Below are 26,052 nucleotides of genomic sequence, written 5' to 3' on the forward strand. Positions count from 1 at the left end.
TTATTTAGTACGTCTTTCAGTGAGTTTTGGTTTTAATATCTTCACATGAGACGGAGTTAGTGCTTCACATACTTCATAAGAATGAGTTGCTAATATATATTGATTACTAGGCGACCATTCAACCAAGTCTGTTGTAATTTTATACTGCCAGTCTGGATGCAATGCAAGATCAACTTCATCCATTAATACAATTGAATCTTCGATATTTTTATATTTTAGCCATACATAAATACTAAGTCGTTTTAGCTCACCATGACTTAGATCTTGAGGGTAGAGGTTAATACTATTATCTAATCCAATAATTTTAAAAGTTATACTGGAGAAATCCTCTGAAAGATTAACTTGCTTATTATTCATTATAAGATTTAAATTTTGAAGTGATTTCTTATAATTATCGCCATATTCACCAGTCTTAATAGCTTCCTTAAAATCTTTATCTCTAATAGATTTAAAGAAGTTAATTAACAGTTCTGTTGCTAAAAAATCATATGTAAATAGGCTAGGCAAAATAGAGTTGATCTTCTTTAAATTTGACTGATAAACAGAATTGCTTTTAAATAAAGAGTTTATAGATTCTTCATCAAGAAATAAGAAAACTTGAGTCGATGGAGCTGCTAAAAATATTTTGTTAGACAAACAATTCAAGAATTCATGAGGTTTGTATCCTCCTAAATTCTTTATATTACATAGCAAAGTCAATAGACGAGGGAAATTCATCTCATCTATATCTACATAACAGGTAATTAAAATAGTATCACCCATTAAAGACAAAGATTTTATAATTTCATCTATAAGAAAGTTTGCAAAGAAGTATGCTTCTTGAGATTCCCCCTCGGTTATACTTTGTTGTTGTTGAATCCTTTTTGTTAAAGACTCAAATTTATCGTCAAGATTGACATCTAAATTCTTGTTAAACTCCTTTAGATGTCTTTCGCTAACAACGAAAAAATCTAATTGAATTGTCTTATTTTCATCCCAAATATCAATAACTGCTAATTCTTTCTTATCTTCTCCTGCTTGCAACATAAAACTACTCAGCAAGTTATTAAGCGCAGGTAATCGACGAGGATTAGTTGAACAATGTAGCAATACAAAGATTAATTGCAATAAAGTACTTTTCCCCCCACCATTTTGACTACCAAGAGGGAAAACTCTAGGATTAAAATCTTTCTCAAAAGTGATGTCTACATCCTTTAGAACCCGAAAATCAGGAACCTGAACTCTTTGCAAATGCATATAAACTCCTGTTGTTTTCTTGTAAAAGCCTAATTAACTGATTCCTGCTCAATTAATTTTACTGCATCTGTCAAAATCTCATCGCGATCGCACATTGCCGCTAACTCATCCGCCTCATAACGACCTTCAAAAGCCTCGATCGCTGCACTAGAAAGCGCAATATTATAAGCATCTGCTAAGGTTTCACTAAGTTCTAATTGACTAAGATAAGTTCCCTTAGCCTTACGACGCTGATTTGCACGCCGAATTTGAGTTGTCGAGTTGTAAATTGAGAGATCCCATGATCGCGTCGAGCGTTTTTCTACCTTTTGCTTAATGAGATGAACTAGCAAAATGATGCTATAGCTGAAAATTTTGCTAATTTTATCATCCTTACTCATCTCCGTCATTTCCTCAACCAAAACCATCGCCGCAGGAATATCACCACAAACTAGCAATTCCTTCAGAGTCAATAATTCTTCCATAAAAATATAGCCTCGTTATTGAGTAAATAGATAGGGTGGCGATAAACACCACCCACAAACTTAAACAACTACAAAATTCACCAACTTACCTACGACAGCAATCACCTTTTTAATCTCCTTACCTTCGAGATACTTCTGCGCCGCATCCGAACTACGCGCATATTCTTCCAATGCTTGCTTGTCATTGCTGGCGCTAGATGGAACTTGAAGACTGCCACGCACTTTGCCATTAATTTGAATGACGAGGGTAATCTCATCAACGGTGAGCGCATCGGGATCGTAGGTGAGCCAAGGCTGTAAATGGATCGAGTCTTCATGTCCAATGAGTGACCAGAGTTCCTCGGCGATGTGCGGCGCAAAGGGAGCAAGTAAGGTTAAGAGAGTTTCCACACCTTCTAGGAAAGTAGCAGAACTCTTGTCTTCAGCATCTTGCAAAGCATTGCTCAACTTCATCATTTCCGAAATCGCGGTATTGAGTTGATAGCCACCATCGAAATCTTCGGAGACTTCCTTAATTGCGATGTGAATTGCTCTGCGTAAGTTCTTATCAACTTTTTTAGAAATTCCATTCTGCTTGGTTTCGGCAAAGCTAGTAACTAAGCGCCACACTCGATTTAAGAAGCGCTGTTGACCTTCTACATCGGCATCTTCCCATTCCAAATCTTTTTCGGGTGGAGCTTTGAATAGAGTAAACATTCGCAAAGTGTCGGCTCCATATTTTGCGATCGCCTCAGTCGGAGACACACCATTGCCCTTAGATTTGGACATGGTGGCAAATAGCGCTTGCAATGGTTCGCCCGTTTTTGGATCTTTAGGATCTTTAGGATCAACTAACGCAGAGGGAACCCATTTATCCTTTCCACCTTTGTTAGGGTTCATGTAGGTCAAGCCCTGCACCATGCCCTGAGTCAGCAATCGCGTAAATGGCTCATCGAAATTGAGCAAACCGCGATCGCGCAAAACTTTAGTCACGAAACGCGAATAGAGTAAGTGTAAAATCGCGTGTTCCACACCACCGACATATTGATCGACGGGCATCCAATTATTGATAGCATTGCGATCGCCTATTTCTTGATCATTTTTCGCATCAGCAAACCGCAAGAAATACCAAGAAGAATCGATGAAGGTATCCATCGTATCGGTTTCGCGCTTAGCTGCTGTGCCGCATTTCGGACAGGGGACATTTACCCAAGCGTCCAATTGTGCCAAGGGTGAAGCACCGCGACCTGTGAGTTCAACATCTTCAGGCAAGGCGATCGGTAAATCAGCATGAGGTACGGGAACAATGCCACATTTTGGGCAATGGATGACGGGAATTGGGCAGCCCCAATATCTTTGGCGCGAAATCAACCAGTCACGCAAGCGATAGGTAATTTTGGCAGTTCCCCATTGATTCTTTTCTGCGAGTTCAATGATTTTGGTTTTCGCAATTACGGAATCTAAGCCATCAAATCCCCCCGAATTGACCATGATCCCTGCTTCGGTATAGGCAGATTCCCTCACCCCCTGCCCCTCTCCCATAGGGAGAGGGGAGTTTGGAATAATTACGGTTTGAATGGGAAGGTTATATTGCTTTGCAAAAGCAAAATCGCGGACATCATGAGCAGGAACTCCCATGACTGCGCCTGTTCCATATTCAAATAGAACATAATCAGCGATCCAGATGGGGACTTCTTTGCCTGTGAAGGGATTAACCACACTTGCGTCGATCGCTACGCCACGTTTGGGGCGATCATCGGAGGTGCGATCGATTTCGCTAAGATTTTTGACTTCCTCAATGAATTTATTAACCGCTTCTTTTTGAGCAGCACTAGTCAAAGTCTCAACTAAGGGATGCTCTGGGGCAAGTACGACATAGCTCACGCCGTAAACGGTATCGGGACGGGTAGTGAAAACTGTGATTTTTTCGTCACTGCCAACAATCGGAAAACTTAACTCTGCACCTGTGGATTTGCCAATCCAATTGGCTTGCATGATCTTGACGTTAGAGGGCCAGTCCTTGAGCTTGTCCAAATCTTGCAAAAGTTGTTCGGCATAGTCGGTGATTTTTAAGAACCATTGACGCAATTTGCGCTTCTCAACTAATGCGCCCGATCGCCAAGATCTGCCTTCATTATCTACCTGCTCATTGGCAATTACAGTTTGGTCAATGGGGTCCCAATTAACCTTTGCCTCTTTTTGATAAGCCAAACCCGCTTCCAAAAACTGCAAAAATATCCACTGCGTCCATTTGTAATAGTCGGGCGAACAAGTTGCTAACTCCCGATCCCAGTCGTAGGACAAACCCACTTGCTGAAGCTGCGATCGCATATTGTCGATATTGGCATAAGTCCATTTGGCGGGATGCGTATTGCGATCGATTGCCGCATTTTCCGCAGGCAATCCGAAGGCATCCCAACCCATTGGATGCAACACTTGATAGCCCTGCATTCTTTTGTAACGGGCAATCACATCGGTGATCGTGTAGTTACGGACATGACCCATGTGCAGATCGCCCGACGGATAGGGAAACATTGACAGCGCATAAAATTTCTTTTTGTCTGCACCAATTGCATCGTTGCTTACTTTGTCAAGTTGTTTCTCGGCCCAAACTTTTTGCCACTTGGGTTCGATCTGCTGGGGATTATATCTAGTGTCCATTACTTATCAATCAATGTGCGAAAATATGCGAATAAAGAAGCAAGCGATCTATAAGACCACTAATCTCGAATCTTAATAATACTAAACATTTAGCATGAAAGGTCTAATCTGTTGACAGATCAACAGGGTAAAAATAAGTTAGGCGTTGAGATATTGCTTATTATGAAGTTCTGGAAATAAAAACAAGATATTATTTTAGAAATTATTAAGATATTCTCGATCGCCTAATGACCCAGCCAAATGCCAGTGCTAAAAAGACTCAAGTTATTGAGGTGTTAAAGCGAGACTATTTTCCGATGATTCCTGAGCTTGCAAGGAATTGGACAGCCAATCAACATGAGAAAAATAGGTTGAGCCGATCGCTGGCTGCATTTGTGATCGCGAATCTGGCGGATGTTACTCCTGCTCAAGGGGCTAACTCAATTATCAATGGGGAAAATGATAATGGGATTGATGCAATTTATTTTGATCGTAGTCAGAATTTTCTTTGGTTAGTGCAGGCTAAGGCAGGTAACGCGCCTAATATGGGCGACAACAAAAAGTTTTGCGATGGAATTCGAGATTTAATCGAAAAACGTTTTGATAAATTTAATCAAGGTTTTGCGCGATTACAGCCAGATGTGGAGGCTGCTTTAGATATCAATGGGTTGAAAATAGTTGGTTGTAATGTCTATTTGGAAGGTGATCTTGGCTCTCATGTGGTTAATGATCTTAATCAGTTAACGGAAGAACTAAATAGATTTTCTCTACGCTTTGAATGGCGGGATCTGAATATTGAGCAGACGCATAGTTGGTTGACGGCAAAACAAGCGATCGCACCTGTTGATGTGGAATTAACGCTCGAAAATTGGCATTGTTTGGAGCAGCCACGCAAAGCTTTTTATGGATTGGTGAAGGCTTCGGATCTTGCGGTACTTTATCAACAGCATGACAAACGACTGTTTGAAAAGAATATTCGTTATTATTTGGGGACTGAGGATGTTAATTCAGCGATCGCGGAAACTGTAAGAGAACAGCCTTCGGAATTGTTTTATTTGAATAATGGTTTAACAATTACTTGCTCAAAGGTTGAGTTGCCATCGGGTCATAATCAGAAGTCAACAAAATTTACTTTGCAAGGGTTTTCGGTGGTGAATGGGGCGCAGACTGTCGGGGCAATCGCTTCGGTTTATGGCGCTAATAGTTCGATATCGGCTGATGCTAAGTTATTGGTGACGATCATTGAGGTGGGGACGGTAACTGATGGAATTGGGGTAAAAATTACTGGGGCAAGAAACACCCAAAATGCAGTACGGGATGTTTATTTTGCGGCGCTAGACCCGAATCAAGAGCGATTGCGTCAGGAGTGCATGGTGTCAGGCGTGGTATATCACTATCGACCATCGGCGGATCGGGGTCAGGATGATATTACGATTGAACAGGCGGCGATCGCATTGGCTTGTTTTAGTGGTGATACGAATATAGTGGTGGCGGCAAAGCGAGAGGTTAGTCAGCTTTACAAGCGGGAGCATTATTATTCGACATTGTTTAGCAATCGGCTTTCAGGGATTACACTTTGTCGATATGTGCGGATATTTGCATATTTAGATGGGATTTTTGCGGCTTCGGAGAGAGCGGCGACAGGTAGACAAAAGATGTTTTATCGACATGGAAGATTCTTTATTCTGGATATTTTTTCAAGACGAAGGCGAAATAAGGAGTTGCTCAATAAGTCAGAAATTAATTTGTCAGATTCTGATAAAAATGAGCTTTCACAGATTTTAAACGATCTGGAAACCTTGATTTACAATATTGCAGAATCTCAATTTGCGAGTGATAACAAAAGCTATCTGTCGATTTTCAAGAATTTAACTGATGTTAGACCTTTGATGAGTAGGGTGATGCAGGAGTTAGATCAAAGAAGTAATTCGTGAATGTAGGGGCAATTCATGAATTGCCCCTACATTCATTTGCCGTCCTAAATATAGATGATTTAAAGTTTGAGATTGAGATTGATTATGACTAAAAAGCAAAGATTAGAACTTACTTGGATTGGGAAGGATGTACGTCCGCAGTTGGAGCCGCGTATTTTGTTGGAAGATCCTGAGAGGTCTTATACGGCGGCGCATCGGGTGAGTGATGATGATATTTTTGATAATCGCTTGATTTTTGGGGATAATTTGTTGGCTCTCAAGGCTTTGGAGTCTGAGTTTGCAGGAAAGGTCAAATGTATTTTTATCGATCCGCCTTACAATACGGGGTCAGCTTTTGAACATTATGATGATGGTGTTGAGCATTCAATCTGGCTTGGTTTGATGCGCGATCGCTTAGAAATTTTGCGAAATCTATTATCTAATGATGGTTCTTTATGGATAACGATTGATGATAATGAAGCTCATTATTTGAAAGTATTATGTGATGAGATTTTTGGACGAGCTAATTTTGTAGCAAATGCAGTTTGGCAAAAGAAATATACAGTAGCAAATGATGCTAAATGGTTGGCAGAAAATCATGATCATATTTTGATATTTGCTAAGAATAAAGAATTATGGCGACCATATAGACTTGGACGTACTTCTGAAATGGATGAGCGCTATCGTAATCCTGATAATCATCCTAAAGGAGTCTGGAAAGCTACCCCTATTTATGCAAAAAGAACTGGTTCTGAAAAAGAACAAGCATTCTCATTTCAATTTAAAAATGGCTTTGTATGGATGCCACCCAAAGGGACTTCGCCTAGATTCCCTGCTGAAACCTTGCGGAAGCTAGATGAGAATGATGAAATTTGGTTTGGAACTGATGGCAAAGCAAACCCTTCGCGAAAGACTTTTTTAAGTGAGTTGAAAATTTCAGGAACTCCTCCAGCGACAATTTGGCTACATACTGAAGCAGGAAATAATCACGAAGCGCGAGAAGAAGTTAAAGCAATAAATCCCGATGATTCATTTGCTACACCTAAACCTGAAAAGCTTATTCGACGAATATTAGATATTGCAACAAAACCTAGTGATCTTGTTCTCGATTCCTTCGCAGGATCAGGCACAACAGGCGCAGTCGCGCACAAAATGGGAAGACGCTGGATCATGATCGAACTGGGCGAACATTGCCATACCCATATTATTCCCCGAATCCAAAAAGTCATCAACGGCGAAGACCAAGGCGGGATTAGCAAAACAGTTAACTGGAAAGGCGGCGGTGGATTTCGGTATTATCATCTTGCGCCATCGTTGCTCGAAAAAGACAAATGGGATAACTGGGTAATCAACAAAGACTATAACGCCGCCATGCTTGCCGAAGCCCTTTGTAAAATTGAAGGATTCAAATATGCACCCTCAGACACCTTCTATTGGCAACATGGCTACTCCACCGAACGCGACTTTATCTACGTCACCACCCAAAACCTCAGTCATGAGCAACTCGCCAAACTATCCGAAGAAGTAGGCGAAGAACGCAGTTTACTCGTCCTATGTAGCGCCTTTCGCGGTAAAACTGACGACTTCCCAAACCTCACTGTCAAGAAAATCCCTAAACAAATCCTCTCTCGCTGTGAATGGGGACATGATGACTACAGCCTCAAAATCGAAAACCTCCCCAAAGCCCCTGCCAAACTTGGACAATTGGAGTTAGGTTTTTAAATGTAGGATGCGTTAGCGGTAGCGTAACGCATCAATTAGGAAAACATGATGCGTTACGTTGCACTAACGCATCCTACTCAATTACAACTTCAGAGAAACTCACTATGAATAATCATGTCAATGCGATCGCTAATCGCCTCAGCCTCCGTCATCCCCAACGTGACTCATTAAAAATATTAGATCGCATTTGCGAACTCTTACCAATCCAAAATATCAAAGACATTGAAACCAGCCTCACCGCCATTAAAGCTGAATTTCCCACCGTCACCGACTTTGATCGCGAATTTCCATCCCTCTGCTTTTCCCTTGCCACAGGTGTAGGTAAAACCAGACTCATGGGCGCATTTATCAGCTATTTACACCTCGCTCATGGCATCAAAAACTTTTTTGTTCTCGCCCCCAACCTGACCATTTACAACAAACTAATTACCGATTTCACACCCAACACACCCAAATATGTATTTACAGGCATCACGGAATTTGCCATAAATCCACCCGAAATCATCACAGGTGATAACTATGAAATGCGAGCGCGAACGATTTTAGATGAGCAAATTAGCTGCAAAATCAACATCTTTAACATATCTAAAATTAACTCCGAAGTACGCGGCGGTAAAAGCCCCAAAATCAAACGACTATCTGAATACATTGGCGAAAGCTATTTCGATTATCTATCTCAACTAAAAGACCTCGTAATCTTAATGGATGAATCGCACCGTTATCGAGCTTCCGCAGGAGTTCGCGCCATTAACGAATTGAAACCATTGCTGGGCTTAGAAGTCACCGCCACACCCTTTATCGAAACCAATAAGGGAAGCGTACCGTTTAAAAATGTAATCTATGACTATCCCCTCGGACGCGCCATGAGCGATGGCTTCGTCAAAGATCCCGCCGTCGTTACCCGCAAAGATTTTAATCCCGCCTCCATGTCACCCGAAGCGATAGAACGCATCAAACTAGAAGATGGCATCTATCTCCACGAAAATATCAAAGCTGAATTAGAAACCTATGCGATCGCCACAGGCAAAAAAATCGTCAAACCCTTCATGCTCATCATTGCCCGTGATATTACTCATGCCATAGACTTGATGCGACTAATTCAATCCGATGAATTCGCTGAAGGAGAATACAAAAATAAAGTCATTCAAGTTGACTCCAGCAAAACAGGTACACAGGAAGATGAAATGGTCGATCGCTTGCTCAAAGTTGAAGATGCCGATGAACCTACCGAAATCGTGATCCATGTAAATATGCTCAAAGAAGGCTGGGATGTCACCAATCTCTATACAATCGTGCCATTGAGAGCCGCAAATTCTAAAATCTTAATCGAGCAATCGATCGGGCGTGGCTTACGTTTACCCTACGGAATGCGTACAGGCGTAGAAATAGTTGATCGCCTCAATATCGTCTGCCATGACAAATTCCAAGAAATCGTCGATGAAGCCAAGAAACCCGAATCCCAGATTCGCCTCAAACAAATCATCCTCACCGATGAAGACCTCCAACAAAAAACACAACCTGTAATTTCGCGATCTCAACTCTCTCAAGCACTAGGACTAAACTTAGAATCAGCAACTAATTTACCATCTCCAATATCCGAAGGTTTATCTACAAACGAACCGCAAGTTACTCAACCTCTCCTATTCTCCACACCTATAGAACAAAAAATTGCTCAAATCACTTATCAAGAAATTCGCAAACTTGAAAGCCAACCCGACAAAGTTCCCACCACCGCGCATCTTGCCAATCCTAAAATCCAAGCGATCGTCCGCGAAGCCGTAAAGCGAGAATATCAACCCGCTCAAATCGAAATCGAAGGCGTAACCCCACCACCAAACATTGAAGCGATCATTGCCAAAACCACTAACCTAGTCATTCAGAAAACTATTGATATACCTAGAATTTTAGTGCTTCCTATCGGTACAGTGCGATCGGGCTTTCGCTCCTTTGCGATCAATCTAACCGACTTAAATTATGGCATTCCCTCCAAAGAAGAACTACATATTCAATCTCTCACAACTGATAAATCCACATCCTTAGAAATCACCAGAATAAACTTCGAGAAATCACGCCTAGAAAATTACATTGTCGAAAGCTTAGCCAAGTTTGATGATATTTGCTATGACGAACACTCTGACTTGCTCTATGACTTAGCGGGACAAATTATCAGCCATTTTCTCAACCAATATTCTGAAGATGACACCCGCAAGATTTTACAAGTTCGCCAAAATGAAATCGCTAACTTTATCCATCATCAAATGCAGCAAAACTTCTGGGAAGAAACCACCGATTATGAAGTCAAAATCAGTAAAGGTTTCACTACTCTAAAAGATAGTGCCTACAACACCAGCCTCAAAAATCGTCTTGATTATCGCTTTTCGCCACCAGACAAAAGCAATATGTCTAAATATCTGTTTACAGGCTTCTCAAAATGCCTCTACAAAGAGCAAAAATTTCAATCCGAAGCCGAAAGGCTTTTAGCAATAATCTTAGAACGCGAAGCAATCAAATGGTTTAAACCCGCCAAAGGACAATTTCAGCTTTATTACAAATGGCATGGCAACTATTCAGAATATCAACCCGATTTTGTCGCTGAAACCGCAGAAATTATCTATATGCTCGAACCGAAAGCTCAAAATGAAACAAACAACCCCGAAGTACTTGCCAAAAAAGATGTCGCAGTTCAATGGTGTAAAAATGCCTCAGACTATATGCTCACTCACGGCGGTAAACCTTGGCAATATGTCCTAGTTCCCCATGATGCGATCGCCCAAAATATGACTCTTAAAGGTTTAAGCGATCGCTATTAACCACATTTTCAATGATCGCCTTCTTACAATTAGTATAGAAAATACAACTCCGATTCAGGTGAAATTATGACCACAGCCCAATTGGTTACGCCCAGTTTTACCAGCAATATCCATAAGTTCACAGTGCAGCAGTACCATCTTATGCACGAAGCGGGTGTGTTTGCGGTCGGCGATCGTTATGAGTTAATTAATGGAGAAATCAGAGAAATGTCGCCAATTGGGATCAAGCATGCGGTTTGTGTGACAAAAACAACAAGATTTTTTCAAATCACATTAGGCGATCGAGCTTTGGTCTGGGCGCAAAATCCGATTCTTCTTGGTGATTATTCTCAACCTCAGCCAGATCTTGCCATCCTCAAATGGCGCGATGATTTTTATGCTAGTGCCTTGCCAACACCAGAGGATATTTTATTAGTTATCGAAGTTGCAGATAGCACGATCGCCTATGATCGCGACGTGAAAATGCCTTTATATTCTGCTAATGGGATTCCTGAAATGTGGCTTTTTGATGTCAATCAACAAATTATCGAAGGATATACGCAACCCTCTGCATCAGGTTATAAGCGAATGCAGCGCTATGAACAGGGTGACACTCTGTCGCTTCTTGCTTTTCCTGAAGTAGTTTTTAATTGGGAAGCCCTGCTGTAAAAATCTGATTTGCGGTGAGATTTAGCTCAGGAAATATTTGCGAGATCAGGCGATCGCTATTTTGAAACTTACTAATTTGATATTCTCCATCTACCAAATTACAAACTGAGATGGTTGGCTGTTTGGGATTACCAATAAAGTTCCGTCCACCTAATGCCGCATAATCAATAATCCAATATTCAGCTATGCCCATTTCTTCATAATCGGCGAATTTCAAATGATAATCATCGCGCCAGTTGGTAGACACGATTTCGATCGCTAAAGGTATGGATGCACCCTGACTAAGAATTGATTCTTTTTTCCATCGTGGTTCGTTAAGTAGGTTTGCGCGATTCATCACTAATATATCTGGGAAATATCCAGAATCTTTGCCTTCAGGTCTGACTATAACTTGGTTAGGAATACCGTATGGTAGTCCCAGACGTTTGATTTCAAAGGGGATTTCTACACCCAAAAAGCTTTTAACTTCTTCGTGATCTCCAACTGGTTGAGCCATTTCAACAATATTTCCGTTATGTAGTTCGTAACGCACGCCAGAATTTTCAGGAAGAAATTCCACAAATTCATCAAAGGTAGTAACTTTCGGTAAGGTGTGAATCATCATGGCGGTTATGACTTGCCTACGACAAAAAATATGATTTCTATATTACTCCCCTTCTAACCTAAAAGTTAGTGGTACGTTTTATTACGCTAATTTTAGGTGTCTAATGCTCCTAAAGCTTTTAAAGTGCCGATTTCAGCTTGAGTTAAACCTGTGACATCGTTGATGATCATGCCTTTGTATGGAAGAAGCGATCGCAAGGTTTGTAAACATTTCCCTGTGGTGATATCCCAACATTTGATCGTTTCATCCCAACTGCCACTAATGAGAGTTGTTGCATCCTGACTTAGAGCCAATGACACAACCCAGTGACCATGCCCTTGTAGTGTTTCAAGGCAATTTCCCGTGCATACATCCCAGATTTTAATAGTGCGATCGCTGCTGCCACTAATCAGGCGATCGCCATTAGGCGTAAAGATGAGGGAGACAACGGGATGAGAATGTCCAGAAAATAGGCGTAAACATTCTCCTGTCTCTATGTCCCATAGTTTGATCGAGTGATCATCGCCGCCCGTCGCTAGATACTGGGAATTGGGGCTGATCTCCATTGCCCAAATACGGTTACTAGAGTCCGCTTCCCAAGTGTATAAACATTCACCCGTTTCTAAATCCCAATGTTTCACAAGCTGGTCATAGCCACTACTAAACAGCGTCTTCCCATCGTGACTAAACCTAACCGATAGAACGGAACTAGGATGACCTTGCAAGGTTTGTAAACATTCACCAGATTCTAAATCCCACACCTTAACTGTATGGTCATAGCTGCCACTAGCTAAGAATTTGCTGTCAGGACTGATGGCAATTTCCCAAACCCAACTTCGATGTCCCTGAAGTGTTCTTATGGGTTTGCCTGTATGAAGATGCGAATGGGGATTCCAAAGTTTAATCGTGCGATCGGCGCTGCCACTGGCAAGAATCTGTCCATTAGGACTGAAGACAACAGAGAGAATGCGATCGCTATGTCCACGCAGTATTTGAAAAGGTTGCAGAGCAGGCTCGAAAGTTAGGGGCGCATTGATATTAACATTCCAAAGTTTAATCGTCTGGTCTTCATGTCCACTGGCAAGTAAATTTTGCTGATCATACTGATTACTATAGGCGATCGCATAAATTGCATTGCTATTTCCTTGCAGGGTTTTGATGCATTTCCCTCCCTGAACTTCCCATACTTTGATCGCATGGTCATCACCACCACTAACCACTAGATTTCCTTGGGGATGGAAGGCAACTGACCACACGCGATTGGTGTGTTTGTGCAGAGTGTCCAGACATTTCCCTGTGGCGACATCCCAAATCCTGACAGATTGATCGTAGCTACCTGTTACTAGGCGATCGCCTTGCGGACTAAAGGCTAAGCAGGTCACAACCGCATTATGTCCTAGCAAAGTTTTTAGACATTCGCCAGTTTGCCAATCCCAGATTTTCACGGTGCTATCAAAGCTGCCACTGGCTAATGTTTTGCCATCAGGATTGAAGGCGATCGCTTTGACCCAATATTGATGACCTTGCAGAGTTTGCACACAAGAACCTGTTTCTAGATTCCATAACTTGATCGTGTTATCTTCTCCCGCCGATGCTAAAAAATGACCATTGGGATGGAAATCAACTGACCAGACACAAGCATTATGTCCTTCCAGAGTATGAATAGATTCGCCTGTGACTAAGTTCCAAATTTTAACGGTGCGATCGGTGCTACTACTAGCGAGAATTTGACCATCAGGACTAAAGGCGATCGCCGTAACAATATTGATATGTCCGTGTAAGGTTCGGAAACATTCTCCATTATTTGTATTCCAAAGTTTGATTGTATGATCTTGACCACAACTAGCGAGAATTGGAGCATTGGGAGCAAAAGCAACATTCCAAATCCAACTGTTATGTCCTTTACAAATAAAGAGTTGCTGACCATTAACAGCGTCCCAAATCTGAATTTCGCCATTGGTATCACTACTGGCAAGGGAAAGTCCATCAGGACTAAAAGCAACACTGGTAATACCGCCAAAGGTCGCGGCAAACAGGCAATCTCGAAAGGAAGCTTGACTAAAGTTGACACGATGTAAGTTTAGCGATCGCAAATCACAGTCCCGAATCGTCAGCCGCGAAAAATCATAGCCCGTTAAATCAGTTCCCAAATGAACCAATAAATGAATAAGATTTGCACCTCCATAATTATCTGAAGCTATTAACTCAGTTTGCAAATTGATAATCAGTCTACCCAGTTTATTCTCAAGTTGATCGGTAGAGCCAAGACTATTTTGTAATCGTTGAAGGATCGGCTGCACAATTAATTGAATTTGACTATCGCGAAGGTAATCCTTTGCTTGGGCTTGAACTAAAGAATGGGTCAGCAAATACTGCGGTGACTCAGTAATTATTTCTTGACAGATTAATTCAATCAAACATTCCGTTACATATTCCATCACCACAGGTTGCTGCGTAAATCCATGGCGATCGCGCTCAATTAAATTGCAGTTCACCAAGGACTCTAAAACTTCTATTACCTTCGATTTAGGTATAGATGGCGTAAAAACACTATGTAATTCTGTTAAAGAAATACTCTCGCGATGGATCACCAGCCAATACATGACTTGATTTTGTATATCTGACAACCTCTGTAATTGCTGAGATAGCAGATTGCTGATGCCATTAAAGAGAGTTATGCCACTGGCTAAAAAATGATTAACATTACCTTCATACAAGTCACGAATGGAAGTAGCGGCAATCTTTAGGGCTAAAGGATTACCCCTATAACAATCAACTAATTGCCTAGCCTCGGCATCAGAGACTAATAGCCCTTTGAGAGCTAGTATTGTTTTCCCTGCATCAAGTTCTAATCCTGAGAGAGCAAGTGTGCGTACTGACAAGCCATCCCCTTCAAGAGCCACAATTTCTGAAGGTTTTTCGCGGCTGGTAATCAGCACACAGCTTTGATGATTGGTTTCTCCCACTCGCCACAAAAGTTCACCATAGGCTTGGTAACCATCAAGATAGGAGCCTGTCCCTTGACTATGATCTAATAACGTATCGAAGTTATCCAAAATCAGCAAACATCGAGACTTACGGAAGTATTCGATTAAACAAGTAATCTGCTCATGAAAGTTAGCAGGTAAGGTCGTAATTTGTTGCTGTGACAGAATTGTAAGACAGTCTGCCATCTTGTCTTTAAAAGTCGGTGCATGGCGCAGCGATCGCCAAATCACATAATCAAATTCTCCTTGCAGTTGTTCAGCAATTTTCACTGATAAGGAAGTTTTGCCTAGTCCACCCATACCGAGAATCGTGACCACCCGACAGCGATCGCCTATAATCCATTCCCTAAGAGTTTCTAACTCCTGAATTCGTCCACAGAACTTGGAAACATCAATCGCTTCACCCATGTGAAACTGACTCAATCCTGATTTAGTCGCCTGTTGCTGAGCATATCTCTCCAATACTCCCCGCACATTATTTTTGGTGACTTTTTCGTTTAATGCTTTAGACAGCGATCGCCACAATTCTGATCCGACATCTTTGATATAGCCCAGATCATAGCCAAAGATATCTGAGTATTTGTTACCTCCCCAAGATTGACTAAATACGACATTTTGAACTGTGGTTAAGTGTTTTCGTCCTAGTAATTCCTCAACTAGGGGGATCGCCTCTTCTTCCGTCATTTTTCGCCTTAAAACCCTACTACTAATTACACTATGACCAGAAAATATTCATTTGTCAAAAAAATTTACATAAATACGCTAAAAATATCCGACCTTGATCCGACTTTTTCTGACCTTTAAAATTTGTACTACCAATTAAAGTTGATCTAAACACATCAAATAAAGCGTTGTCTTTATAAGAACAAGTATAAATGCTTATCTAATTGGCATTAGTTGATTGCTTAAAGGCGATCGCTAAATTATTTAGATAAGAAGTTATCCACCTAACGTTTTTATTGGAATCATCTAGCGATTACTGAATCTATCAAGGTTGAATTCTTGAACAAAAAATCATAAGTATTTTATTATGACCATTGAAAACGATCCTAATGTAGTTGGCTCTGTAGCCGCATGGCAAAACATTCTCAATGGATGCGGCTATCCTGTATTACACATCACAGGTAATCTAGATTCGCCTACTCTTGAAACCACCAAAAAATTTCAAAAGGATGTTGGATTGCCACAAGCATCGGCAGTTGATGCTAAAACATGGAAAGCTGGATTGGCTCATCCGAAATTATCTGGATGGAACCCAGAAACTCCTGCAATTGAGACTGAAATTGTCACAAAAGCTCAGGCAGTTCATGTGTTTGGTTCAATTTATGCCAAAGACCTTGCAGATTTAAATGCCTGCTTGAAAAGGTTTAGTATTAACACTCCACTTCGCATTCGGCATTTTTTGGCACAGATTGCCCATGAATCAGGTGCTTTAAGATATCGTACTGAGATATGGGGACCAACAGCAGTTCAGGAAAAGTATGAAACCCGTCGAGATCTTGGCAATACCCAAACTGGTGATGGTTTCAGGTTTCGAGGTGGTGGATTCATTCAGCTAACTGGTAGAGCTAATTATCAAGATTTTGCTAATTTTATTGGCGATCAGAGGGTTATGCAAGGCGCAAGCTATGTAGGCGAAAACTATCCCTTCACAAGTGCAGGATTTTTCTGGAAGAACAACGATATCAATGCTCTTGCTGACAATGGCAGCTCTGAAGCTAATGTTGATGCAGTAGGAGCAAGAGTTAATGGCGTAAATCCTCCAAATGGTTATGTAGATAGACGTAATTATTTTGCTAAAGCAAGTCAAGTAATTTAGAACTCTCTCAGAAGAACAGTCGTTTGACTACATATATTCAATTAACTTTTCTTCTCACATTTAAAAATATTTTGAACTAGATAAAGAAGGAGAACCCAAAATGGTTGCAAATCTCAGTAATTTTTTCAAGTACTATGACGAAAGGAATCCTAATCATGTTGCTAGTATCGGTATCTTGAAGTCATCGCTTCCACCCGAACTTCTCACAGAAACAGCCCCGTGGGTTGTTACCTATCGTGGTGGCAATACTAACGGTGGTGCTGTGGATCTAAACAACTTTTTCAAGTTTTTCTCAGAAAAGAATGCGAATCATGCCCAAGCGGTCACTGCACTACAAACAGCTATCCCCCCAGAACTTTTGATTGATGATGGTATAGGTGGTGCTGGGGACGCAGAGTGGATTAATAAGTACAGGGTTAGATTTAAGCCTCCTGCTCCTCCTGTGCCTCCTATTCTTAATGTTCCCTTTTTTAGTCAAGTCGATAACTACACCCAAGGTGAACGTACTTGTAATTCATCCGCCTGTGCAATGTGTCTTGAATTCCTCAAGCCTGGGACTTTGATTGGAGCAACTGGTGATGATGCATACCTTGAAAAGGTTCTTGCGATCGGTAACACAATTGATCATGATGTACAGACACAGGTTCTCAATAGTTATGGCATTAGTTCTTCCTTCTCTTATCGTCTCTCCTTTGCCGATATTGATAACTCTCTGGCTAAAGGGAAGCCAGTAGTACTTGGCATTCTCCACAGGGGATCTGATGCTGCTCCTTCTGGGGGACACATGATTGTTGCGATCGGTAAGAAGGGTAATGATTATGTTGTGAACGATCCTTTCGGCTCGTTTTATGACGATTACACAGGATCTGTAATTAATGGCAAGGGTGCTGTATACACTCGTTCAATGCTGCAACTGCGTTGGGCTCCAGCAGGTAATGATGGTTGGGGACGTATCTTCTCATAAACACGACTTCCTATAGCCCTCAACTTGTGTATTTTTAAGTCGTTTTGCCTTGTGGAGAACTTGCATTTGCAAGGTAGAAAGCACTAAATGGCTACGCCATTTAGTGCTTTTAAAATCCTTATCAGGTTTAATTTTTAATTCACGAAAGTGTAGTCACACTTTCGTGAATTAAAAATTATAGATATATTCCAACAATCCAAAATTTATAAAACAATGACCCCAAGTAATCAAGCTCCAAATTCACAAGTAGAGGGACAGAGAAGGCTATCGGTGACGAGAGAAGCTCAAAATTTGCAAGCTGGTGAAGCAAATTTTGAAAATTACAAAGTAGGTAAATCCCAAAAAGTAGCTAAACTCCAAAAGCCAGCTACGATGCTAGAGTTTGTAATCTTGCTAATTTTGGGATTAAGTGTTTATACTGGTTGCCATTTACTTATCCCTTCTAACTCATCGTTGTCTTCTTTCAAGAGGCAGAATGACAAAATACGAGCGCCTATCTTAGAAGAAATTGGTTTGATGAAAGAAGATATTAAGAATAAAGAAAGTACCGTTCTTTCACTACTCAACCAAACTGAAACCACTAGAAGTACTGGCAGCTCAACTGGAACTGCTAAAGATGCTAGTAGTTCAAGAAGCACCCAATCTAATGCTGATAAAGTTATTTTGAGTTTAAATACATCTACTGAAAGAAATTTACTGGCAGAAAAAACAGCTAAAAGATGGCAGGATGATCTAAGTAAGTCTAATATTAGTAACAAAGAAAAGCGGATTATTGAAGATTTATCTTTGTTTCTGAAAGAGATAGAAAGTAAAGATCTTAAGAAAGATAATATTCAGGAGAATATTCAACTTCTTATTAATACTAGTAAAAGTCTAGCGAATCTTGAATCATCTCTTGAGAATTCATTAGAACAAAATTTGTTCTGGACAGGTAATGGAAAATGGCTGGAAGTTGTTTTTTGGAGTTTTTTTGGTACGCTGCTTTATATAATTCAACAAACAGCTGAATATCATTTATCATCAGGGGATAAACAAGACGTTAAAGTTTTGGTTCGCCGCAAGCCTCAATATTATTACTTTCTTCTTCAGAGTCCTTTTACAGCTTTGGTGATACTTTGGGTTTTGAGTATGGCGAACTTGAATATTGCTGGAATTGCATTAGCATTGAGTAGTGTGCCCTCGGAGGTACTAATCTCATTAGCTTTTATTTTAGGTTTATTTAATCGAGTCGCAAATACACAACTTAATATGATTGTCGCTGGCATTTTTGGAGATGCATGGAAGAAAACCGTTAGAAAAATTGAAATTCAAAAATGTGAAGATGAGAATGAGGATCAAGATAACCAAAGACATCCACGTAAAAGAAATTTGTCTACCCGTGCAAGCATTGAAGTTTATTGTGGCGATTGTACCGATTTTGAGGTTTTGCCAGATGTAAAAGTCAAATGGAGTATCGAGTCTAAACCTTCAGCAGGAATAATCGATATATCAACGGGGACTTATATCGCTCCACCACGGGGGTTTTATTATGAAGATAGTGGATTAAAACCATTAAAACAGGATAATGAGAACTACCATAACTATACACAAGATATTATTAAGGCTGTACGTGAAGATGAACCCAATGTTAGTGCTTTAGTTCTAGTCAGCCTCGTAGATCAAGCTCCAAAAGAATAAACCCCTCTTATGAAAAAAAATGGATATTATGTAATTGACTTGATTTGGAGATAAGAGATCGCTTTTTTGCCATAATTGAAATGTGCGATTCATATATACCACTTTATCTAGAAACCCATCAAAATTTTGATAAAAAATGATGTCAAAACCTATGCCATCAAGCTATGCCAATCCTATTTCATTTGTGAGAAAGGCAAGTTATATAGTTCGTAACGCACGCCTAATTGTTCACTAATCCGCGTTGCTTAGGAACCAAAAAGAGAGAGAGTTTTATTCCCTCTCTTTTTGAGATTTAACCTAATTTCTTATTGCGCTTAGCTTGCATTTCTTGCTTCCTTTTACGAACTTGGGCGCGGCGTTCGGCAGGAGTGGGAAGGTCGGCGGGAGGCTCAATTACATTTACCTCATTGATAAAGACTAATCTTGCCTCAACGGGCTGATTGAGCGTATCAGTGATTTGGACAGCTTCAAAATCTGCATCGATCGCGGCAAATTCTGTCTCATTTAGCCAAGCATGATATTGCTTACGCATTTTAGGTTGCTGCTTTAGCTCCTGTTGCAACTGTTCAAGAGAGCCTTCTGTCCATTGGTAATAGAGATTTTTGCTGCGGATTTGGGTTTTTGATTCGGAAGTTTGTTGAGCGAGGGGATTATTTGCCCAAGGAATGCGATGATCCCATGTAGCCAAGCCTCCAGCCCGATCGCTTTCGAGCAATCTTCCCAAAATTTTTAAATCTGAAGATTCAGTTACTCGTTCAGGAAAGCGGCTAAAGCTTTTGGAGAGGTCAGTTTTCGAGGCTTTGAGGAGATTCATGATATTGCTTTGAGCATAGCCGATCGCTGTTTGATGATCGCGCAAAGTTTCTAGTAACTCATGGAGTTCCCGTTGCAAAGTTTCCGCACTGCCATAATGTGCCAATAGGCGATCAGTCAAAGGTTGTAGAATATAACGGATTTGCGTTTCACGAATGTAATCTTCGGCGCGATGTTGGACAAGAGCGTAGCTCATCAGGAATTCAGGATCACGCTCGATCGCGGCTTGATAGGCGGATTCAATTAGGCGATCGGTCATATATTCCATCATCACAGGCTGTTGCGTGAAGCTATTTGCCTTTTTCTCAATCAGCGATCGCCAGCGTAGGGAAAATACAGATTCGAGAATTTGGGATTTAGAAACCATTGGCACAATATCTTGGCGCAAGTTATCAGTGGTGATTGGTTCACGCTCGATCGCTAGCCAATGCATTACCTGTTGTTCTAAAGGAGAGAGACGCGCATATTGCTGATCGACGAGATTGCGGATATCGCCAAATACATTGGCTTCTTGATCAAGGAAGTCCTGCACATTCCCATCAAACATACTATTAATGGAACGTGACACCACTGTCAGCGCGAGGGGATTACCACAGTAGAAGTCGATTAATTTGCGAGTTTCAGGGGCGATCGCCAATTTGGGTTGAAACATTTGCAAGGCTTCTTCCTTGAGTCCTGTCAGTTGCAAAGAGCGCACCATGCGATCGCTAATGTCAGGAGGCAGCACATCCGCAGGCTTTTCACGGCTGGTCAAAATCAAGCAGCTTTGATGACGCACTTCTCCCACTTGACGGAACAGTTCCCCATAGCCTTCGTAGCCTTCGCTATATTGCCCTGTGGTTTCGCCACTTCGGAGGATTGATTCCACATTGTCTAACACAATCAAACAGCGTGATTGCTGAAGAACTTGGATAAACATCAATTGGAGGCTATTCAAATCTTGGGGCAGATTGGCGATCGCTTGATTAGTTAAAAAGCTGACCAAATCCGCCAACAAAACTTCTATCTTGGGTGCATTGCGGAGCGATCGCCATGCAATCAGCGTAAATTCGCCTTGCACCTGCTCCGCTAATTTGGTGGCAAAAGCGGTCTTACCGATGCCGCCAATCCCAAAGACTCCCAACAAACGGCAGCGATCGCTAACCACCCAATCTTTAACCGTAGCTAACTCTTCTATACGACCATAAAAAATTGAGGTGTCGATCGCATTGCCCCAATCGCAGCGCTTGCTCGGTGTAGGGGAGACAGGTTGAACACTATTGTGAGCATGGTTGTGAGGATTGACGATGCTCAAGGATTTGTGAGGATGGGCGGACTGCTGAGACTCGACGCTATCTTGAAAACGCTTAGCATGAGTTCTGACGACCACTTGCAAATTGTGCTTGGTGACGCGCTCACCAAAACCCTTAGTCAACATTTGCCACAGGCGATAGCCCACATCCCGAATGTAGGAAGAATCATAGCCACACATCTCGGCAATCTCAGCATAGGTCTTGCCTTCCCATGTTTGGCGAAATAGTTGTTCTTGAATGTTGCTAAGGCGCTTTTGCTGGAGAGCCGCATCAACAACTGCAAGTGCGTCTTCAATAGTCATAGTCGTAATTCCTCTTAATTAATGTCTCGTTATTGGCTTAGTTGTATCTAAGGATGATGTGTGTTTTAACGACTTAACAAATGACAGTTATGCATACTTTTAAAAAAAGATTTGTTGACAACTAATCATATTTAATTAAAGGCTAATCACAACACTTCCAGATAATTTAGTCAACATATTCTTGTTTTTTCAAGTTAGATAGATAACATATATTTTGGTATTTGCAATAGATTTATCTAACTTTTGAGTAGATCCTGATTTAGTCCGACATTGGCTTAATACCTATGACAATTTTTTCTTGTTTTTTCTGATAAACCTTGCTTAGCAAAAGTTATAGGGTCAATGCTTGTCAACTAGAGTCAGTCAATAGAAACATAAAACAGTTGTTTTTGCAAACAAAATAAATCAAAATCTTGTTTTTAAATGCTTGATTGATAAAACCCATAGTCGATCCATTAGTTATAAGTTAATAGCATTTTATAGATTGCTAATTGTTAAAAAATCAAAAACTTAAATCCATACAAACAAGACCTATATATGCATCTAATTCCTACAATCAAGTCTTTTCTTTTATCCATACATTTACTGACAAAAAATACTATTTTTTCAGGTGTGCAAATCATATTTTGGATTGTATGCTGGTTGCCAACCAAGGTTACTAAGTCGATTTACTCATTCGAGTTGTCTATCTCCGTTACCTTTGGGCTACCGCTAAGCTCACTTAACCTCACATGAAGGAATATTTACTTCTTGTATCACTGGTAAGTGTATAAGGCAATAGGGAAATAACGTTTTCCGACAAAAAACGACTTTTCCTCATATATCCTCACAATTAGAGGTCTTGAAACATGAGCGCAATTCATCATCTGCCCCAACGTCCTTCCCCTTTAGAGTCCAGTACATCCTCACGATCGCCTCATTTAGCTGTACGACCTAGCATTGCCGATCGCTTGTCCCAGCTACTGCATGAGATTGAGGCTTTTTTACTAGCCTGTACCTATGAGGAAATGTGCAATTTCTGGAAAGCGATCGCTAACCTCCGTCAAAGCCTAAAAAATTCTTCCTGTCCATCGGAAGTACCGCAATTTTTAACTGACCGCCGCAAACATCGTGATTTTTGCCGCATTTTAGAAGTCCTTGCGGATCTGCCCTACCCCAAACTGCATTTGTCAAGTCAGTTGTCGAGTCAGTTTAGCGATCGCCATAGGTTTCAAAAAGCTCATTCCTATAGTGCGTTTGGCTATCATTCCTCGGCATCCTTCAAGGCTTCATTAAATTAAGGGGGGAGAGAATATGCAAAGTGACGCTTTTCCGACTCCTCCCATTTACTCGCATAATTTCCAGCCTCGTTTAGCGATCGCTGATCCTGAGTCTTGGCTAACACCAAGGGATTCTTCAGAAAATAGCGAAATCGACCAGAATTATCTACTTAACGAGATTGAGCTATTAATCGCTGACTGCTCGCAAGAAGAGTCTAAATCCTTCTGGTTAGCTGCCGACCGCATCAAAATTAAGCACCAAGTGATTGAGTCCATGCAAAAAATTGAGAGCTTGTTTCTTGAGTTAGCCAAAGAATCGACCCAAGATCCCGATCTAATTTCGGTAGTATCCGAAAGCCTTCTCTATTCGAGTAATTCCACTCAAAAAATTAATATTCCTGAATTTGTCAAACATCAGATTTATTAAATTTTTGATACATCATCCTGTTATTCCTTAAGCTAAATGTCTTAAAAATTTGGTTTAAAGCCCACAAATCGCCTGTTTTCTATATAAATAGAATTAACCAGAATTAAAAAATCCTACTCAACCATTTCAAATCTAAAAATCAAATCTAAAAAATTATGAAACTTTTACTATCGATTATTTCTGCGTCTGCTTTATTGATGCCCTTTGCTAGTAGTGCCTCTGCTTATTCCCAAGATCCTCTTAGTTGCAATGATCCAAGAACTCAATATCCGTCAAATCCCCCTTGCCACAAGCAAACAAATTTACTTAACATCTACAAAGACTAAGTTGGCGGTTGTGATTCCCATAGGCTCACATCCCTAGCTAGGCATAAGCCCACCTCATTTAGACATAGCAAGACATAGCACAACCGTTATGAGAAGAAAGCAGTTTCTTCAGATAGGCTCGGGTGCGATCGCTCTCATCGCCTTTGATCGCATTTGCCAAGATGCTGCCCATGCTCAAAATTTTGTAACCGATCCGCAGGTTGTTCGTCAAAATCAGCCATGTTCGCCCATACTCACGGGCAAGATTGATCGGATTATGGGGGATGGGATGACCTCCGAAGTCCAACTCTTAAGATTATTGCGACTCAATAACGCCCCTCTTAATATCTATGGTGACCTACCAACCATTTATCGTGAGGAAGCGACTACCGAGGGAGTCAACTACGACATTGCCTTTTGTCAGATGTGTTTAGAAACGGGGTTTTTACAATTTGATGGGGATGTAAAACCAGAGCAGAATAATTTCGGTGGGATTGGGGCGATCGGTAACGGGGTGAGGGGTGACAGCTTTAGCGATCGCCGCATTGGGGTAAGAGCGCAAATCCAGCATCTCAAAGCCTATGCGACTCGACAGCCCCTTGTGCTGCCCCTAGTCGATCCGCGCTTTAGTCTAGTTAAGCGCGGCACAGCACCATTATTAAGTCAATTGAGTGGTAATTGGGCTGAGGACATCAACTATGACAAGAAGATCATGGCTATTTTGCGTCGCCTATACGAGCTATCAGGTTTTTTCTGAAGTTCCAATAAAGAAAGGGTTTGCGTTGCAAACCCTTTCTTTGTAATGTAAAAGCGAGGTACAGCTATCTCAAAATTTGTAGCGAAGGATAAAAGTACCTCACGACCTGCCTCATTTTCATGGGGGAGCATGAATAAGAGACATTACCGAAGGTATGCAAAGGTTAAGTCATTCTATTGATTGAAGATTAAATAGATACACTGATCTGAAGCTATTCCATTGGACGAAAAGCAATATGCAGATTCCCTTGCATAAAATAATTTGGTTTCTATAGACTAAATATTTCCCATAATCTAAGATAAAACCGCCAAAAAACGGTTATTACTTGTTTTGGAGTAAATTTTTTACCTATTCCCTTCCCTGAAAGGATAGCATATTTGGTAGAGATTTGTGGTCTTCAATAATTATGACGCTGATTAAAATTCTCCCTGATTGGTTTTTACCTGAAAACCAATCAACGTCAGAATCAGTTTATTTAAATCGCCGCCGATTTCTTAAAAAGTCTGGACTAGGCAGCCTGAGTCTATTAGGACTACTAGCAGGATGTCAAACCATTGAAGAGAAAAAAGCGATCGTCAGCCAAAGATTACAAGACGCTCAACTTCAATCATTTAACGCATCGCGAAACTTAGCTTTTACCCTTGATCGCCCCCTCACTAATGAATATGATGCGGCGGTATATACAAATTTTTATGAATTTAGCAGTGATAAGGATGTGTGGGAAAAGGTCGGCAAATTTCAGCCCCATCCTTGGACTGTAGAAGTAACTGGTTTAGTCGCCAAGCCCCAGAAATTTGCGATCGAGGATTTAATTGCCAAAATGCCTATCGAAGAAAGGCTCTATCGTCACCGTTGCGTGGAGGCTTGGGCGATGGCAGTCCCTTGGACAGGCTTTCCGCTTAAACGATTAATCGAATTAGTAGAGCCTCAAGCTAAGGCGACCCATGTGAAATTTACAACTTTTTTGAGGGAAAAGGAGGCAAGACGGCAAATCCTCCAAAGTGAGCCTTGGCCCTATACCGAAGGATTAACGATTAAAGAAGCTATGAATGAATTGGCTTTTATGGTGGTGGGCATCTATGGACATGAGTTACCCAAACAGCATGGCGCACCGATTCGTCTCGTTTTACCTTGGAAATATGGCTACAAGAGTATTAAGTCGATTGTGCAAATAGAATTTACCGATCGCCAACCTACGACTTTTTGGAATACGCGCATTCCTCAAGAATATGATTTTCTGGCTAATGTCAATCCTAATATTCCCCATCCTCGATGGTCACAGGCAAGTGAGCGCATGTTAGGTACAGGCGATCGCTTTGCTACCCAGATGTATAACGGCTATGCGCCCTATGTCGCCAATCTATACAATACTTAAACCCAGAAAAATTTTTGAAAGTATCGCGAAGCAATACTTTCAAAAATTTTTCTGGGTTTAAGCGCTATACCTATACTAGA

General features: G+C 41.0%; 17 protein-coding genes. 11 read left to right on the top strand and 6 right to left on the bottom strand.

Going from position 1 to position 26,052, the window contains the following annotated elements; translation table 11 throughout:
* From H6F42_RS16065 to leuS, 3 genes are read right to left on the bottom strand one after another with little or no spacing between them, the layout of a single operon-like run.
* The gene (locus H6F42_RS16065; protein ID WP_190400387.1) at positions 1-1,236 is read right to left on the bottom strand and encodes an AAA family ATPase; all 1,236 of its coding nucleotides are present in this window, start codon (positions 1,234-1,236) and stop codon (positions 1-3) included.
* A gap of 29 nt (positions 1,237-1,265) precedes the next feature.
* On the bottom strand, positions 1,266-1,700 hold the full coding sequence (locus tag H6F42_RS16070) for a DUF29 family protein (protein WP_190400388.1): 435 nt from the start codon (positions 1,698-1,700) through the stop codon (positions 1,266-1,268).
* A 60-nt stretch (positions 1,701-1,760) separates the two neighbouring features.
* Positions 1,761-4,340, bottom strand: a complete 2,580-nt coding sequence (leuS, locus tag H6F42_RS16075) for a leucine--tRNA ligase (protein WP_190400389.1) — start codon at positions 4,338-4,340, stop codon at positions 1,761-1,763.
* Between the two features lie 227 nt (positions 4,341-4,567).
* Between leuS and H6F42_RS16080 the strand changes: the two genes are divergently transcribed.
* The 4 genes from H6F42_RS16080 to H6F42_RS16095 all read left to right on the top strand — a co-directional run bounded on the left by H6F42_RS16080 (position 4,568) and on the right by H6F42_RS16095 (position 11,412).
* Complete coding sequence (locus tag H6F42_RS16080; RefSeq protein WP_190400390.1) at positions 4,568-6,253, top strand: AIPR family protein; 1,686 nt, start codon at positions 4,568-4,570, stop codon at positions 6,251-6,253.
* 84 nt (positions 6,254-6,337) lie between these two features.
* Positions 6,338-7,954, top strand: coding sequence for a site-specific DNA-methyltransferase (locus H6F42_RS16085; RefSeq protein ID WP_190400391.1), 1,617 nt, complete (start codon positions 6,338-6,340; stop codon positions 7,952-7,954).
* 104 nt (positions 7,955-8,058) lie between these two features.
* Positions 8,059-10,764, top strand: coding sequence for a DEAD/DEAH box helicase family protein (locus tag H6F42_RS16090; protein ID WP_190400392.1), 2,706 nt, complete (start codon positions 8,059-8,061; stop codon positions 10,762-10,764).
* A 66-nt stretch (positions 10,765-10,830) separates the two neighbouring features.
* A complete protein-coding gene (locus tag H6F42_RS16095) occupies positions 10,831-11,412 on the top strand; it encodes a Uma2 family endonuclease (protein ID WP_190400393.1) in 582 nt (193 codons plus the stop codon).
* Here H6F42_RS16095 and H6F42_RS16100 read toward each other — a convergent pair.
* Both H6F42_RS16100 and H6F42_RS16105 read right to left on the bottom strand, forming a co-directional pair.
* Entirely contained in the window at positions 11,390-12,013 is a 624-nt protein-coding gene (locus tag H6F42_RS16100; RefSeq protein WP_190400408.1) for a Uma2 family endonuclease, read from the bottom strand. The genes H6F42_RS16095 and H6F42_RS16100 overlap by 23 nt on opposite strands.
* A 95-nt stretch (positions 12,014-12,108) precedes the next feature.
* A complete protein-coding gene (locus tag H6F42_RS16105; RefSeq protein WP_190400394.1) occupies positions 12,109-15,666 on the bottom strand; it encodes an NB-ARC domain-containing protein in 3,558 nt (1,185 codons plus the stop codon).
* Positions 15,667-16,012: 346 nt separating this feature from the next.
* Between H6F42_RS16105 and H6F42_RS16110 the strand changes: the two genes are divergently transcribed.
* The 3 genes from H6F42_RS16110 (at position 16,013) to H6F42_RS16120 (ending at position 19,442) form a co-directional block, all read left to right on the top strand.
* Positions 16,013-16,801 carry a peptidoglycan-binding protein gene (locus H6F42_RS16110; protein WP_190400395.1) on the top strand — a complete coding sequence of 263 codons (789 nt, stop codon included), beginning with the start codon at positions 16,013-16,015 and terminating at the stop codon, positions 16,799-16,801.
* Positions 16,802-16,901: 100 nt separating this feature from the next.
* Positions 16,902-17,765, top strand: coding sequence for a C39 family peptidase (locus tag H6F42_RS16115; protein WP_190400396.1), 864 nt, complete (start codon positions 16,902-16,904; stop codon positions 17,763-17,765).
* Positions 17,766-17,978: 213 nt separating this feature from the next.
* Complete coding sequence (locus H6F42_RS16120; protein WP_190400397.1) at positions 17,979-19,442, top strand: hypothetical protein; 1,464 nt, start codon at positions 17,979-17,981, stop codon at positions 19,440-19,442.
* A gap of 292 nt (positions 19,443-19,734) precedes the next feature.
* Here H6F42_RS16120 and H6F42_RS16125 read toward each other — a convergent pair whose 3' ends face one another.
* Positions 19,735-21,849 (bottom strand): NB-ARC domain-containing protein, encoded by a 2,115-nt coding sequence (locus H6F42_RS16125; protein ID WP_190400398.1) that lies wholly within the window; start codon positions 21,847-21,849, stop codon positions 19,735-19,737.
* An 848-nt stretch (positions 21,850-22,697) separates the two neighbouring features.
* On the opposite strand from H6F42_RS16125, the gene H6F42_RS16130 reads away from it, so the two are divergent.
* From H6F42_RS16130 to msrP, 4 genes are all read left to right on the top strand, one after another.
* Complete coding sequence (locus H6F42_RS16130) at positions 22,698-23,129, top strand: hypothetical protein (protein WP_190400399.1); 432 nt, start codon at positions 22,698-22,700, stop codon at positions 23,127-23,129.
* Positions 23,130-23,142: 13 nt separating this feature from the next.
* Positions 23,143-23,535: a hypothetical protein gene (locus H6F42_RS16135; protein WP_190400400.1), complete on the top strand. Its 393-nt coding sequence runs from the start codon at positions 23,143-23,145 to the stop codon at positions 23,533-23,535.
* Positions 23,536-23,949: 414 nt separating this feature from the next.
* On the top strand, positions 23,950-24,597 hold the full coding sequence (locus H6F42_RS16140) for a glucosaminidase domain-containing protein (protein ID WP_190400401.1): 648 nt from the start codon (positions 23,950-23,952) through the stop codon (positions 24,595-24,597).
* Between the two features lie 406 nt (positions 24,598-25,003).
* Entirely contained in the window at positions 25,004-25,972 is a 969-nt protein-coding gene (gene msrP / locus H6F42_RS16145) for a protein-methionine-sulfoxide reductase catalytic subunit MsrP (protein WP_190400402.1), read from the top strand.
* Positions 25,973-26,052 lie beyond the last annotated feature (80 nt).

The organism is Pseudanabaena sp. FACHB-1998 (assembly GCF_014696355.1).
Taxonomy (GTDB): domain Bacteria; phylum Cyanobacteriota; class Cyanobacteriia; order Pseudanabaenales; family Pseudanabaenaceae; genus Pseudanabaena.

Excerpts from the sequence above, each read along its gene's own strand:
- H6F42_RS16065 (WP_190400387.1), bottom strand. The coding sequence starts at position 1,236 with ATGCATTTGCAAAGAGTTCAGGTTCCTGATTTTCGGGTTCTAAAGGAT.
- H6F42_RS16070 (WP_190400388.1), bottom strand. The coding sequence starts at position 1,700 with ATGGAAGAATTATTGACTCTGAAGGAATTGCTAGTTTGTGGTGATATT.
- leuS (WP_190400389.1), bottom strand. The coding sequence starts at position 4,340 with ATGGACACTAGATATAATCCCCAGCAGATCGAACCCAAGTGGCAAAAA.
- H6F42_RS16080 (WP_190400390.1), top strand. The coding sequence starts at position 4,568 with ATGACCCAGCCAAATGCCAGTGCTAAAAAGACTCAAGTTATTGAGGTG.
- H6F42_RS16085 (WP_190400391.1), top strand. The coding sequence starts at position 6,338 with ATGACTAAAAAGCAAAGATTAGAACTTACTTGGATTGGGAAGGATGTA.
- H6F42_RS16090 (WP_190400392.1), top strand. The coding sequence starts at position 8,059 with ATGAATAATCATGTCAATGCGATCGCTAATCGCCTCAGCCTCCGTCAT.
- H6F42_RS16095 (WP_190400393.1), top strand. The coding sequence starts at position 10,831 with ATGACCACAGCCCAATTGGTTACGCCCAGTTTTACCAGCAATATCCAT.
- H6F42_RS16100 (WP_190400408.1), bottom strand. The coding sequence starts at position 12,013 with ATGATTCACACCTTACCGAAAGTTACTACCTTTGATGAATTTGTGGAA.
- H6F42_RS16105 (WP_190400394.1), bottom strand. The coding sequence starts at position 15,666 with ATGACGGAAGAAGAGGCGATCCCCCTAGTTGAGGAATTACTAGGACGA.
- H6F42_RS16110 (WP_190400395.1), top strand. The coding sequence starts at position 16,013 with ATGACCATTGAAAACGATCCTAATGTAGTTGGCTCTGTAGCCGCATGG.
- H6F42_RS16115 (WP_190400396.1), top strand. The coding sequence starts at position 16,902 with ATGGTTGCAAATCTCAGTAATTTTTTCAAGTACTATGACGAAAGGAAT.
- H6F42_RS16120 (WP_190400397.1), top strand. The coding sequence starts at position 17,979 with ATGACCCCAAGTAATCAAGCTCCAAATTCACAAGTAGAGGGACAGAGA.
- H6F42_RS16125 (WP_190400398.1), bottom strand. The coding sequence starts at position 21,849 with ATGACTATTGAAGACGCACTTGCAGTTGTTGATGCGGCTCTCCAGCAA.
- H6F42_RS16130 (WP_190400399.1), top strand. The coding sequence starts at position 22,698 with ATGAGCGCAATTCATCATCTGCCCCAACGTCCTTCCCCTTTAGAGTCC.
- H6F42_RS16135 (WP_190400400.1), top strand. The coding sequence starts at position 23,143 with ATGCAAAGTGACGCTTTTCCGACTCCTCCCATTTACTCGCATAATTTC.
- H6F42_RS16140 (WP_190400401.1), top strand. The coding sequence starts at position 23,950 with ATGAGAAGAAAGCAGTTTCTTCAGATAGGCTCGGGTGCGATCGCTCTC.
- msrP (WP_190400402.1), top strand. The coding sequence starts at position 25,004 with ATGACGCTGATTAAAATTCTCCCTGATTGGTTTTTACCTGAAAACCAA.